The organism is Promicromonospora umidemergens (assembly GCF_024171995.1).
In the GTDB taxonomy this organism is placed as follows: Bacteria; Actinomycetota; Actinomycetes; order Actinomycetales; family Cellulomonadaceae; genus Promicromonospora; species Promicromonospora umidemergens.
Genome location: NZ_JAMTCT010000013.1, coordinates 100,338 through 113,002 on the forward strand (window position 1 = coordinate 100,338; position 12,665 = coordinate 113,002).

Sequence of the window (12,665 nt, forward strand, 5' to 3'; positions counted from 1 at the left end):
GCCCGGTCACCGGGCAGGCTCGAGCCGACGTCGCTGCCGCTGGATCAGGACCGCCTGCAGGTCGCGAAGGCCGATGCCCTCAGGGCCAGAGGACGGGCGCTCCCACCGGCCGTCGGGCAGGAGGTGCCATGCCGCCGTAGTGTCGGCCATGGAGTCGTCCAGCAGGCCGAGCAGCTCGCTCACGTGGTTCGGGTCGGAGATCCGGATCAGCGTCTCGACACGGCGGTCGAGGTTGCGGTGCATCAGGTCGGCCGAGCCGATGAAGACCTCCGGACCGGACGCGGGCCCTTCGGCGAGAGCAGGGCCCACCGAGTTGGCGAACGCGAAGAGGCGGGAGTGCTCCAGGAAGCGTCCCAGGATGGATCGCACCCGGATGTTCTCGCTCAGTCCCGGGACGCCCACCCGGATCGCGCAGATGCCGCGCACCACCAGGTCGACCTGCACACCGGCCTGGGAGGCACGGTAGAGGGCGTCGATCACCGTCTCGTCGACCACCGAGTTGATCTTCATCTTGACCCACGCCTCGTGGCCGGCGCGGGCGGCCGTCGCCTCGCGCTCGATACGTTCCACCAGGCCCGAGCGCACAGCCCGGGGTGCCACGAGCAGGCGATGGAACGTCGACTTCGGGGCGTACCCCGAGAGCTGGTTGAACAGGCGGGTCAGGTCCTGGCCGACGTCCGAGTCGCAGGTCAGCAGACCGTGGTCGGTGTAGATGCGTGCGGTCTTCGGATGGTAGTTGCCCGTGCCGACGTGGCAGTAGCGCAGGAGCGAGCCGTCGGGCTCCTGGCGCACCACGAGCGACAGCTTGCAGTGCGTCTTGAGACCGACGATCCCGTACACCACGTGCACGCCCGCCTCCTCGAGCTTGCGCGCCCAGGAGATGTTGGCCTCCTCGTCGAACCGGGCCTTGATCTCGACCAGGGCGAGGACCTGCTTGCCCGCCTCCGCGGCATCGATGAGCGCGTCCACGATGGGGGAGTCGCCCGACGTCCGGTAGAGCGTCTGCTTGATCGCCAGCACGTGCGGGTCCGCGGCGGCCTGCTCGAGGAACGTCTGAACGCTCGTCGAGAAGCTGTCGTAGGGGTGGTGCAGGAGGATGTCCCGGCGCCGGATCGCCGCGAACACGTCGGTCGGCTTGGAGCTCTCCACCTCGGCGAGGTGACGGTGCGTGGACGGCACGAACGGCGGGTAGTGCAGCGACGTCAGGTCGAGGTCGGCGATGAGGGTGAGGCCCGTGAGGTCCAGCAGCGCGGGCAGCTCGTAGACCTCCTCCTCCTTCACGCCCAGCTCGCGGACGATCAGGTCCCGGATGCGCGGGCTGATGTCCTTCTCGATCTCCAGGCGCACCGGCGGCCCGAACCGGCGCCGGAGCAGCTCCTTCTCCATGGCCTGGAGCAGGTTCTCCGCGTCGTCCTCCTCGACGTCCACGTCCTCGTTGCGGGTGACCCGGAACGTGTGGTTCTCCCGCACCTCCATCCCGGGGAACAGGTAGTCGAGGTGCTGTGCGATGACCTCCTCGAGCGGCACGAACGAGAGCGGCCCGCGCTGCGGGTCGGCCTTCTTGGTACCGGGGCGCCGCGGCTTGCCCGACGCGTCCACCGCGATGAAGCGCGGCAGCAGCGGGGGCACCTTGACCCGGGCGAAGTGCTCCTTGCCCGTGGTCGGGTTGGCGACCACCACCGCGAGATTGAGCGAGAGGCCCGAGATGTACGGGAACGGGTGGGCCGGGTCCACGGCGAGCGGCGTGAGCACCGGGAAGATCTGCTTGCGGAAGAACTTGTGCAGGCGCTCCTGCTCCTTGGTGTCCAGCTCGTTCCAGTGCACCAGGGTGATGCCCTCACCGGCCAGCGCGGGCTGCACGTCGTCCTCGAACACGCGCGCATGCCGCTCCATGAGCGAGTGCGCCTCCTCCGAGATGCGCGACAGCGCCTGGCGCGGGCTGAGGCCAGAGGCGCTCGTGACCGCGATGCCGGTCGCGATGCGTCGCTTCAGGCCGGCCACGCGGACCATGAAGAACTCGTCCAGGTTCGACGCGAAGATGGCCAGGAAGCGCACGCGCTCCAGCAGCGGGATGCGCGGGTCCTCCGCGAGCTCCAGCACGCGCCGGTTGAACGCGAGCCAGCTCAGCTCCCGGTCCGCGAACCGGTCGACGGGCAGCGGCTCTCCGAGATGGGGCTCCAGCAGCGTGGTCCCGCCAGGGCTCTCCGCGATGTGCTCGGCGATGTGCGCGGCCAGGCTCTGGTCCAGGGAGTGCGGGTCCAGGATCTCCTCGGCCGAGGCCTCGCCAGGCTTGATCGCCGTGGTCTTCGGGGCTTTCGTGGTGACGCCGGTCGCGGTTCCGTCGCCGTTGCCGGACCTCTCTGCCGGGTCGCGGTGGCCGTCGGGCGCGCCGTTCACGGTCTCTGCGCTTGCCGTGCGGGGAGTCTGCTTCATGAATCGGCCGTTCTGGTCCCGGGTCCTTGCGGAGGTGTGCCCAGCGCTGTCCTTCATATGGTTCATCGTGTCACCGTTCGGTACACAGTGGGTGACGCTCTCGGAGAGCGTGCGTCACGGGCGGGCATACTGAACATGTACGGCCGCACGCGTGAAACCGGCCCGCTCGTAGGTGGCCAGAGCCGGTGCGTTGTCGCCCTCCACGTACAGCACGGCGCGCGTCGCTCCGGTGCGTGCGAGGTGCGCCAGCCCGACCTCGGTCATCAGCCGGCCCAGGCCCTCGCCCTGATGGCCCGGCTCCACGCCGAGCACATAGATCTCACCGTCGCGGGCACCGTCCGGCTGGCCCGGCTCCGTCTTGGTCCAGAGGAACGCCGCCGGGTCGGCGTCGTCCGGGCCACCCTCGGCGTCCTCGGGAACGAGCAGGAAGAACCCCTCCGGGTCGAACCACGGCTCGCTCAGCCGTGCCCGCAGGTCGTCGCGAGTCATGCGGCCCTGCTCCGGATGAGTCGCGAACGCGCGAGCGTTGACGCGGAGCCAGCCGGCGTCGTCGGCCACGGGGCGGAACGCGCGAAGGCGGTAGCCGGCCGGTGCCGCGGGAATCCGGGGCGCCCCCGCCGCGTCGAGCGGACGCGCAAGGAAGCGGAGCTCGCGCACCGCTCGCAGACCCGCCGCCCGGGCGAACCCACGGGCCGGCTCGAGATCACCGTGCGCCCAGACGCGCAGGGGCTTGCCGTGCTGGCCGGGCTCACCCGAACGGGACGGGAGCGTCGCGTCACGCTCAGCGGTCTTCAGGAGCATGCGGCCGTGCCCGTTGCGGCGGTGCTCCGGGTGGATCACCAGCTCGGCGCTCGCGGTCTCGCCGGAGCGGTCGACCTGCACGTAGCCGATGGTGCTGCCCGCCTTGGTGTGCGCGACGACGTGGGTGATCCACTCCGCGTCGGTGCCCAGGTTGAGCAGTGGTTGTTCGGAGAGCGGCGCGACGCCGTCGCGCGACTCGGTGGCCGCGGCCAGGGCTCGGACGGCCTGCTGGGCGTCGGCGTCGAGCGGGCCGATCTCGATAGGAGCAGCGATACGCATACCCCCCATCCTCCTGCACGCCGCGTTGAGTGCCGGCTATCCGTGGGCTCGCGGGCGGATCAGCCACAGCCAGCCGGCACTCAACGCAGAGGTCAGTCTTCCGACGCGGCCGACGGCACCGCCAGGCCCGCGGTGATCAGGTCCATCACCGAGGAGTCGGCGAGAGTCGTCGCATCGCCGACGGTCCGGTCCTCGGCGACGTCGCGCAGCAGGCGGCGCATGATCTTGCCGGACCGGGTCTTGGGCAGCTCCGGCACCACCAGGATCTTCTTGGGCTTCGCGATCGGGCCGATCTCCTTGCCCACGTGGTCGCGCAGCTCCTTCTGCACCTCGGCGGCGCCCTCCGGCGTCGAGGCCCGGTTCGCGTGCTCACCGCGCAGGATCACGAACGCGACGACGGCCTGGCCGGTCGTCTCGTCGTTCGCGCCGACGACGGCGGCCTCGGCCACTATCGGGTTCGACACGAGGGCCGACTCGATCTCCGTGGTCGACAGGCGGTGGCCGGACACGTTCATGACGTCGTCCACGCGTCCGAGCAGCCAGATGTCGCCGTCGTCGTCCTTCTTGGCGCCGTCGCCGGCGAAGTACAGCCCCTCGAACCTCGACCAGTACGTGTCCTTGTAGCGCTCCAGGTCGCCCCAGATCCCGCGGAGCATGGACGGCCACGGCTCGGACAGGACGAGGTAGCCGCCACCGCCGTCGGGCACGGGCTTGGCCTCGTCGTCGACGACGGTCGCCGCGATGCCGGGCAGCGGAACCTGCGCCGAGCCGGGCTTCGCAGCGGTGACGCCAGGGAGCGGGCTGATCATGATGGCGCCGGTCTCCGTCTGCCACCACGTGTCGACGACCGGGGCCCGGTCGCCGCCGATGACGCGGCGGTACCACATCCACGCCTCGGGGTTGATGGGCTCGCCCACCGAGCCGAGGACACGCAGTGAGGACAGGTCGAACTCGCCCGGGATGTCGTCGCCCCACTTCATGCAGGTGCGGATCGCCGTCGGCGCCGTGTACAGGATGGAGACCTTGTACTTCTGGATGAGCTCCCACCAGCGGCCGCGGTGCGGCGTGTCGGGCGTGCCCTCGTACAGGACCTGCGTGGCGCCGTTCACGAGCGGCCCGTAGACCACGTAGGAGTGCCCGGTGACCCAGCCGACGTCCGCCGTGCACCAGTAGACGTCGGTCTCCGGCTTCAGGTCGAACACGTACTTGTGGGTGTAGGCGGTCTGCGTGAGGTAGCCGCCGGTGGTGTGCAGGATGCCCTTCGGCTTCCCGGTGGTGCCGCTCGTGTACAGGATGAACAGCGGGTGCTCCGCCTCGACGGCCACGGGCTCGTGCACCGGGTCCGCGGCGGCCAGCGCCTCGTGCCACCACACGTCACGGCCCTCTACCCAGTCGACCTCCTGCTCGGTGCGCCGGACGACGAGCACCTTCTGCACCGAGGTCTCGGGCGCGCCCTCCTTGGGGGCGAGTGCCTCGTCGACGGCGGGCTTGAGGGCCGACGGTGCTCCACGGCGGTATCCGCCGTCGGCCGTGACGACCAGGGTGGCCTCGGCGTCGGCGATCCGGCTGCGCAGGGCGTCGGCGGAGAAGCCGCCGAAGACGACGGAGTGCGGGGCGCCGATGCGGGCGCACGCCAGCATGGCGACTACCGACTCCACGAGCATCGGCAGGTAGATGACCACGCGGTCACCGGTCCGGACGCCCAGCGTGGTGAGGGCGTTCGCCGCGCGGGACACCTCCTGCTGCAGGTCGGCGTACGTGACCGTGCGGGTGTCGCCCGGCTCGCCCTCGAAGTGGATGGCTACCCGGTCGCCGTGACCGGCCTCGACGTGCCGGTCCACCGCGTTGTACGCGGCGTTCAGCGTTCCGTCGCCGAACCACCGCGCGACCGGGGCACCGCTCCAGTCGAGCGTCTCGGTGAACGGGGTCTGCCAGGTCACGAGCTCCCTGGCCTGCTCGGCCCAGAACTCCTCGCCGGCTGCCGACGCCCTCTCGTACAGACCGGCCTTCGCGTTGGCCTGTGCCGCGAACTCCTCGCTCGGGGGGAAGCTGCGGGTCTCGTGCAGCAGATTTTCGAGGCTGGGGCCGGATGCCGGATCCGACGTCGGGTTGGTGTCTGTCACGGTGACCTCCGGTGCGCGTCTTCGCGTGTCGTTCGGGCAGGCGCTTGGCGCTGCCTTGACGTTCTCTCTGCCCGGTGAGTGTAGTCCCGGACGGTGACAGTCCTCACACCCCGGTGTCACGTGCTGAGATTCAGCACGGCTGCCTCGGAATGGCCCGGTGACCGGCCGTGTTGGTGGGTCTCGTGAGCCTCCTCTTCGACCCGCCCCAGGACACCGGGATCTGGAACGGCCGGGCTACCAGGTGCCGCACGCACGCCGCGTCCGGGAGGTGTCCGGGCTGCCGGTGAGCGCGGTCGGGCTCATCAGCGAGCCGGCCCAGGCCGAGCAGATCCTGGTGGAGGGTTCGGCGGACGCCGTCCTGCTCGGTCGTGAGGCGCTGCGCGATCCGTACTGGCCGCTGCGCGCCGCACACGCGCTTCGTGCGCAGATCGGTGTGCTGCCGGTGGAATCAGGGGTGGGAATGCAGCCGCAGTACGCGCGTGCTCAGTGGCGGTGACCGGTGGCGGGGGGTGTGACGAGCGCGATTCCCGTGCCTGCGGCGTCTCGACGCCGGGAGGAATGTCGAGCGCGGTGATTCTTTTCCAGGTGCGGCGCATTCCGCGAAACGATTCGCCGTGCGGCCGGGCTCCTCGCATTTTCCGTTCGCGATCCGGAAGTGCAAGGGCCCGGCCACTGCGGTGGCGAGATCTCGGTCTACGAGTACGGCGCCCGGGAGCATCCTCAAGCCGGGTGCCGCTCTCACCAGCTGGGTGGGGTGACCGTGCACTTCGCTTGCTGCCCGATCAGGTCAACACCCTTTCGGCCCCCAGGGCACGGTCCCTTCCGCCCTGAATGCTTGCTGTGAACACAATCACACTGCCTTCTGCTAATAAAAGCAACTGGAGCCGACTCATCTTCACAATTGCCAATTCCTGTCATGTCAGCAATTGGTTGGGAAAATCTTCGGCCTTGCCTTGGCTTGACCTGATGCGGTAGATCGGTCGACCGTGAGGTGCGCGTTCAGCCGTGCCGGAGCTGGCGTCGGGACCGGCGTCGGGCAGCGCGCCAGATCAGCCAGACCGCGACTCCGAGCGCAGCCGCGCCGACCACCGCGATGACCGGGGCGGGCTCGATGCGTGGGCGCAGCGCGATCGGACGGGTGAACGCTAGGACGCCCCAGCCGTGCTGCGCCGCCCGCCGCCTCAGACCTCGGTCCGGATTGACCACGTACGAGTGGCCGACGGCGGCCAGCATCGGGGCGTCGGTGATGGAGTCGGAGTAGGCGAAGCTCCGCGCGAGGTCGTACTGCTCGCGCGCGGCGAGCCGGTTGATACCTACCGCCTTGTTGTCGCCGTAGTTGTAGAAGTCGATCTCGCCGGTGAAGCGGCCGTCCTCGACGGTCATCTGCGTCGAGAGGACGTGGTCCGCACCCAGCACCGCGGCGATGGGCTCGACCAGCACTGCCGCCGACGCCGACACGACCACCACGTCCCGCCCCGCCGCGTGGTGGTCGGCGATGAGCTCGACCGCCTCCGCGTAGACGTACGGGTCGATGAGCTCGTGCACCGTCTGGGTGACGATCTGCCGGACCTTCTCCACGTCCCAGCCGGTGACCAGCGACGACAGGTGGGCACGCATCCGTTCCGTCTGGTCGGCGTCGGCATTGCCGATCATGAAGACGAAGTGGGCGTACGCGCTGCGCAGCACATCGGCGTGCGAAAGGAGCCCGCCCGCGAGGAACGGCTTGGAGAACGCCGCCGACGAGCTGGTAGCGATGATCGTCTTGTCGAGATCGAAGAACGCGGCCGTACGCGGGGCGTGCGACAGCGGTCGAGTGGCGATCTGGGGAGACTGCTCGGTCACGCGACGAGCCTAACGGGGCAACCCCCGTCGGAGGCTGTCTCCCGCGGGGTGTTCCGCCGTCGGGATGAAAACTCGTCCGCTCGACCCGCAGACCCTGGTGACGGCGGCAGGGGCGTACGAGCCCGACCACAGGCACCACTTTCCCCCGCCTGTGCACAGCCGGGCCGGAGGGGCGCGCCGGCGTGGAGCCGATCGCCCAACCTGATTCCGGAGCCCGGGCAGTCCGCCCGGGATGGATCCCGGGCAGCGTGCCCGGCGTAGGCCCGGGACAGCCGGGCGGGGGAGGCAGCGATGGTCCGCACAGTGGGCGGCGTGGTGCCGGAGCCGGGACGGGTGATCGGCGTGGTCGGGGCGTGCGGTGGGGCAGGCGCGTCAGTGGTGGCCGCGTGCGTGGCCCACGGTCTGCGCCGGGGCGGTGAGCGCGCCACGCTCGTGGACCTCGACGCGCACGCACCGGGCACCGACCTGCTGCTGGGGGCCGACGGCGGGCCTGGCGCACGATGGCCGGACCTGATCGGGGCACGCGGCGAGGTCGAGGGCACGGGGGTGGTAGCGGCGCTGCCGCGCTGGGGCCTGGTGCCGGTCCTGAGCGGCACGGCATCGGGTCCACCGCCGGACGACGAGGTGGTGCTCGATGTCTGCCGCGGACTGGTCCGGGCGGGCGAGACCCTGGTGCTCGACCTGCCCCGGCCGGGCGCCTGGGGCACTGCCACGCGCCGCGGCGTCGGTGCAGCGGCCGAGGCGCCGGGCAGCGCCGGCCAGGCGGTGCGCACCCTGCTGGCTCGCTGCGAGAAGGCGCTGCTCGTGGTGCCGCTGACGTTGCCGGCGACCGTCGGCGCCCAACGGGTGCGTGACGCCCTACGTGGGACCGGTGTGCCGGACGTGCGGCTAGTGGTGCGCGGCCCGGCGCCGGGATCGGTCGACGAGGACGACGTGTCCGCAGCCCTTGGGCTGCCGGTCATCGCGGTGATGGGCAGGGACGCAGGGCTCGCCCGGGCGATCGAGCGCGGCGAGGGGCCTGCGATGTCTCACCGGGGCACACTCGGCCGGTTCGCGGCCGACGCGGCAGGTGCGCTGTGAACGGGCCGTCCGGTGCGGCCACACTGCTCGACGACGTCCGCGCCCGCCTCGCGACCGGTCGCACCGGCGCTGGTGCCGCCGTCCGCGACGCGGTACGGGACTCCGGCCGGGTGCTCGGGTCCGACGCGCTCCGGGACCTGGAACGCGCGGCCCGGGCAGAGCTCACGGGCGCCGGCCCGCTGCAGACCCTGCTCGACGCACCGGACGTGACCGACGTGCTGGTGAACGGACCCGACGACGTGTGGGTCGATCGCGGCGCCGGGCTCGAGCAGGTACCGGTGCACCTCGGCACGGCCGCCGGCGTGCGTGCGCTCGCGGTCCGGCTCGCCGCGCTCGGCGGCCAGCGGCTCGACGACGCCTGCCCGACCGTGGACGCCCGCCTGCCCGACGGCACCCGGTTGCACGCGGTGCTGGAACCGCTCGCCGAGACGGGCGCGGTGATCTCCCTGCGGGTGCTCCGCAACCGCGTGTTCACGCTCGACGAGCTGGTTGCCGGTGGCGCCCTGCCGGGCCAGTGGGTGGGCCTGCTGCGCTCGCTCGTGCTGCGCCGGGCGAACGTGCTGGTCAGTGGCGGCACCGGCACCGGGAAGTCCACTTGGTGTTTCTGACACCCCTAATCAGTGGAGGTGGTGACCAGGTGAGCAGAAGGTCCGAACGACTCTCCCCTACCGGATCAGCAGCCGTGCCATGCGCTTGGGTTCGTCCTTGTATTCATGGGAGGAAGCCCAGATCCGAGAGCGCGGTGTCCATCGCAGGACAGCGAGCGACTCGTCGCTCGTGGGTTGGGCAGCACGCTGCCGTAGCGACTGAAGCGGGTGAGTTCAGTTGATCGAGAGTATTGGCCTGCGCTCCAAGCATGGGCTGTCGGTCGAGGTGGCTGAGCAGGTTCTGGTCTATCTGCGGATCAGTGAGGACCGCACGGGTGAGGCTGCTGGCGTCGAGCGTCAGAGAGACGATTGCCTCGATCTGTGCGCACGGCTCGGCTTGGTCGTGTCGGACGACGACGTCTATATGGACAACGACACGTCGGCGTATCTGAACAAGAAGCGAAAGAGCTTCGACAGGATGCTCGCCCGCATCAAGTTGGGGCCTTCGCGTGTTGTCGTCTGGCATGTCGATCGCCTCTATCGCAAGCCTCGTGAACTTGAGGACCTGATCGAGCTCGTCGAGTCCCATCCGATCCGCATTGAGGCTGTGATGGGCGGTGCGTTCGATCTCAACACTCATGAGGGGCGGCTCATGGCGCGCCAGCTCGTCGCGATGGCTGCGTATGAGTCGGGGCACAAGGCTGATCGGATCCGGCGTGCGAACAAGCAGAAGGCGGAGCGCGGTGACTGGCACGGAGCCCCAAAGTTCGGCTATGGCATCGGTGGGGTCCTCATCCCGGAAGAGGCCATTGTCGTTCGCGAGATGGCGGACAGGTTCTTGGCGGGACAGTCCCTCGGGGCGATAACCAAGTGGCTGAACGAAGAGTCTGGCGTGCCGTCGCCGCGTGCGGGAAAGGGCACACTCGGGGTGTGGCACGCGACCACGGTGAAGTCGATCCTTGTCTCTGCACGCATCTCTGGGCAGCGTGCCTACGATCCGTCGCTGGGGACCACAGATGGCCCCAATGGTCGGCAGATCTTGGGGCCGGGCAACTGGGAAGCGATCATCACCCCCGAGGAGACTGTCCGCATCCGAGCGATGCTCGGGAGCATGGACCGCAGGGTCGGCGCGTCGTCGGTCACTTTGCTCTCGACGATTGCCCGGTGCGGCAAGTGCGGTGCGGGTCTCGTGTCCGGGCAGCGTGGTCGCGGCAGCAGGAGAAGGGCGAGGCGGGACTACAGGTGCAAGCCGCACCCGGGCTACCCGGAACGGGGCGGCCTGAATGTCGCGGCACCGGCACTGGAAGAGCTTGTAAGCGAGGCAGTGATCGCACGTCTCGCGGTGACAAAACTGCCCGATACGGCATCTGACTCCTCTGGGATCGTGGCAGATGCTGTGGCGCAGATCGTCGCCGCCAGGGCACGACTTGAAGACATCGCCCGTGACTACGGGGCGGGGCTGGTGAGCCGATCCGAGGTATCTGCCGGTCGGGCTGCGGCGCAGAACGTGATCCACCAAGCCGAACTCATGCTTGGCAAGGTCAACCGCACCAGCGCTCTGAAGGGCCTCCCAATTGGCGACGAAGTGGCCCTGCGACGCGCCTGGGCGGAGGAGTGGTCGATTCCCCAGAAGCGGGCAATCATGTCCGCACTCATCGACACTCTTGTCGTCAACCCCGATCCGAATTGTGGGTCCCGCTTCCGGCCCGCAAGAGTCGAATTGACCTTCAAGGCGTAGGCGCCGCATGAACCGGTGATCTGGACTGTCAGCGACGGGCGGGAGGGTCCTGCCTGACAGCACACTCGCCGTTATGCCGGGTGCTTGGCCAGGTCTCGGAGCTTGAGCAGCGCCAGCGGGTCCTCCACTGCGAATGGCACCCCGGACGCGTCACAAGCTGCTCGTGTCCAGGCCTCGACGTCGAAGCCGTCTGGCAGTGCAGAGGGCCGGCGTGTGGTGTCGGCTGACGCGGGCGTCCTTGTCGGTGCTGCATCGTGCGTTGTCCGCCTCGGGGTCCTCATAACCACTCCTCTCCTCCGCCTGTGTCGGTCGTGACGGACGGGATCGGTGCTGACCGGCGACGCCCTCAACACCTGCACTCTCGATGGACAGGTGAACTGCGGGGTCCGAAGCGGTGTGCGACTCGCGCTGTGAGCTTCACGGTCGAGTCAGTAACCCGGCCGCAAAGGCGTCCATCCGATGTGCTCGGGACCTGATTCTCGGTGGTCAGCGACAAGTTAACCTGGACCGAACCTTTGATGGCGGAGACAGAGGTACTGCGCCCCCGGTGTTTGCCGTGTGTCGATTGGGCGCGGGTGGCACCGTGTCGTACCAGGCGATGCATCCCGAGTGCTTCGCCGCCAGGTCCAGGCTCGTGTGCGCCTGCCGCAGCAGGTCGGCCACTCGACGCAGGTGGGCCGCTGCGGTCAGTGCCTTGACTTCGCCGACGGCGGTCGAGCCGTTGTAGTCATGTGCCAGGTGCAGCTTCTCGCGGTGCGCGGAGGCGACTTGGATCGCGACCTGCTCCATGCGGCGGGTTGTGGCGGCCAGGTCGGACACCACCCAGTACGTGTCGCATGGGTCGACGAAGCTGCGGGTCGCGAAGACCAGGTTTCGCATGGCCTCGGCAGCATCCTCTGCGGCGTGCTGCGGGTTAGTGAGGGTCGGCATGTCCAGCTCCTGGGGATCGGCGAGAACGTGACACTCACAGGTGTCGGACCAGCACCGAGACGAGCCACATTTCGGCATCGCACGCAGCCGGCGGCGCTACGAACCGGGCACGATTGTGCGTGGCGCGCGCGAGGCGTCCGGGGTATCAACGCAGAGCTGGGTCTGCTCCTGACTGCCTTCCCGGCAACAGCAGCACCTCGGTTCGCACCCCGGTGACTCGCTCACGGACGCCGACCCGCCGCGTGATGCTGTGCCGGTCCAAGCCCAGCGTTTCAGCAACGGCGTCGAAGTCCTCGGCGTACAGTCGCGCGAGCGCGGGAACCCGGGTCGTAACTCGCACGGTGACGTGGGGATTGGTTCGGAGGATCGTGGTGATCAGGGTTCGCCGCATTGTCCGGACGGTGTCCGAGGAGGTCCCGGGAAGCTTGGCGTGATTGGACAGCTCGACGACGTCTCGGCCTGTGCCGGTGGCCCGCGCCTCGATGACCGCCGTCCCGTCCTGCAGCACGTAGGTCGCGCGCCGTGTGCGGGGCCGCGGGCACCGCGCCGGGACAGCGGTCTGTACGACGTGTGCGACAACGACAGTGACCAGCACGGCGTAGACGGCCCCGGCGACGATCGCCGCCGGCCAGCCCTGGGAGTACGCGGACGTCGCGACGATCAGCACGAACATCGACAGCACCAGTGGCCCGGTAGCCGAGGATATGGTTCGCAGCACCGGCCGCCGAAGGAGCCGGACGTGAGCTGGCGTGCAATGGTCGGTCAGACCGTCGAACGACGACGGGTCCGGAAGGACGACCCTCTCTGACGCGCTCATGGGGACAAGTCTCCAAGGCTCGGCGGCGAGCCTCC

Annotated in this window: 10 protein-coding genes; 4 read left to right on the plus strand and 6 right to left on the minus strand. The window is 69.5% G+C overall.

The genetic code is table 11. From position 1 onward, the window contains the following. Nucleotides 1–6 precede the first annotated feature (6 nt). The 3 genes from APR04_RS19180 to acs all read right to left on the minus strand — a co-directional run bounded on the left by APR04_RS19180 (nt 7) and on the right by acs (nt 5,636). Complete coding sequence (locus APR04_RS19180; RefSeq protein WP_253873166.1) at nt 7–2,433, minus strand: RNA degradosome polyphosphate kinase; 2,427 nt, start codon at nt 2,431–2,433, stop codon at nt 7–9. A 114-nt stretch (nt 2,434–2,547) separates the two neighbouring features. After that, nucleotides 2,548–3,513: a mycothiol synthase gene (mshD, locus tag APR04_RS19185; RefSeq protein WP_253873169.1), complete on the minus strand. Its 966-nt coding sequence runs from the start codon at nt 3,511–3,513 to the stop codon at nt 2,548–2,550. A gap of 92 nt (nt 3,514–3,605) precedes the next feature. After that, nucleotides 3,606–5,636 (minus strand): acetate--CoA ligase, encoded by a 2,031-nt coding sequence (gene acs, locus APR04_RS19190; RefSeq protein ID WP_253873171.1) that lies wholly within the window; start codon nt 5,634–5,636, stop codon nt 3,606–3,608. 157 nt (nt 5,637–5,793) lie between these two features. On the opposite strand from acs, the gene APR04_RS19195 reads away from it, so the two are divergent. Beyond that, a complete protein-coding gene (locus APR04_RS19195; protein WP_372496137.1) occupies nt 5,794–6,132 on the plus strand; it encodes an oxidoreductase in 339 nt (112 codons plus the stop codon). A gap of 503 nt (nt 6,133–6,635) precedes the next feature. Here APR04_RS19195 and APR04_RS19200 read toward each other — a convergent pair. Then, entirely contained in the window at nt 6,636–7,478 is an 843-nt protein-coding gene (locus tag APR04_RS19200) for an HAD family hydrolase (RefSeq protein ID WP_253873173.1), read from the minus strand. A gap of 291 nt (nt 7,479–7,769) precedes the next feature. On the opposite strand from APR04_RS19200, the gene APR04_RS19205 reads away from it, so the two are divergent. The 3 genes from APR04_RS19205 (at nt 7,770) to APR04_RS19215 (ending at nt 10,883) form a co-directional block, all read left to right on the plus strand. After that, entirely contained in the window at nt 7,770–8,558 is a 789-nt protein-coding gene (locus tag APR04_RS19205; RefSeq protein WP_253873176.1) for a CpaE-like family protein, read from the plus strand. Next, a complete protein-coding gene (locus APR04_RS19210) occupies nt 8,555–9,166 on the plus strand; it encodes an ATPase, T2SS/T4P/T4SS family (protein WP_308292372.1) in 612 nt (203 codons plus the stop codon). The genes APR04_RS19205 and APR04_RS19210 overlap by 4 nt, the downstream gene beginning before the upstream one ends. Before the next feature lie 217 nt (nt 9,167–9,383). Beyond that, nucleotides 9,384–10,883 carry a recombinase family protein gene (locus APR04_RS19215; RefSeq protein WP_253873178.1) on the plus strand — a complete coding sequence of 500 codons (1,500 nt, stop codon included), beginning with the start codon at nt 9,384–9,386 and terminating at the stop codon, nt 10,881–10,883. Nucleotides 10,884–11,369: 486 nt separating this feature from the next. On the opposite strand, the gene APR04_RS19220 is transcribed toward APR04_RS19215, so the two are convergent. Next, nucleotides 11,370–11,813, minus strand: coding sequence for a hypothetical protein (locus APR04_RS19220; protein ID WP_253873180.1), 444 nt, complete (start codon nt 11,811–11,813; stop codon nt 11,370–11,372). A gap of 145 nt (nt 11,814–11,958) precedes the next feature. Then, nucleotides 11,959–12,486 carry a hypothetical protein gene (locus APR04_RS19225; RefSeq protein WP_253873183.1) on the minus strand — a complete coding sequence of 176 codons (528 nt, stop codon included), beginning with the start codon at nt 12,484–12,486 and terminating at the stop codon, nt 11,959–11,961. Nucleotides 12,487–12,665 lie beyond the last annotated feature (179 nt).

What these genes read in the sequence shown, in the direction of transcription:
- APR04_RS19180 (WP_253873166.1), bottom strand. Translation starts at nt 2,433, where the DNA reads ATGAAGCAGACTCCCCGCACGGCAAGCGCAGAGACCGTGAACGGCGCG.
- mshD (WP_253873169.1), bottom strand. Translation starts at nt 3,513, where the DNA reads ATGCGTATCGCTGCTCCTATCGAGATCGGCCCGCTCGACGCCGACGCC.
- APR04_RS19205 (WP_253873176.1), top strand. Translation starts at nt 7,770, where the DNA reads ATGGTCCGCACAGTGGGCGGCGTGGTGCCGGAGCCGGGACGGGTGATC.
- APR04_RS19220 (WP_253873180.1), bottom strand. Translation starts at nt 11,813, where the DNA reads ATGCCGACCCTCACTAACCCGCAGCACGCCGCAGAGGATGCTGCCGAG.
- APR04_RS19225 (WP_253873183.1), bottom strand. Translation starts at nt 12,486, where the DNA reads ATGTTCGTGCTGATCGTCGCGACGTCCGCGTACTCCCAGGGCTGGCCG.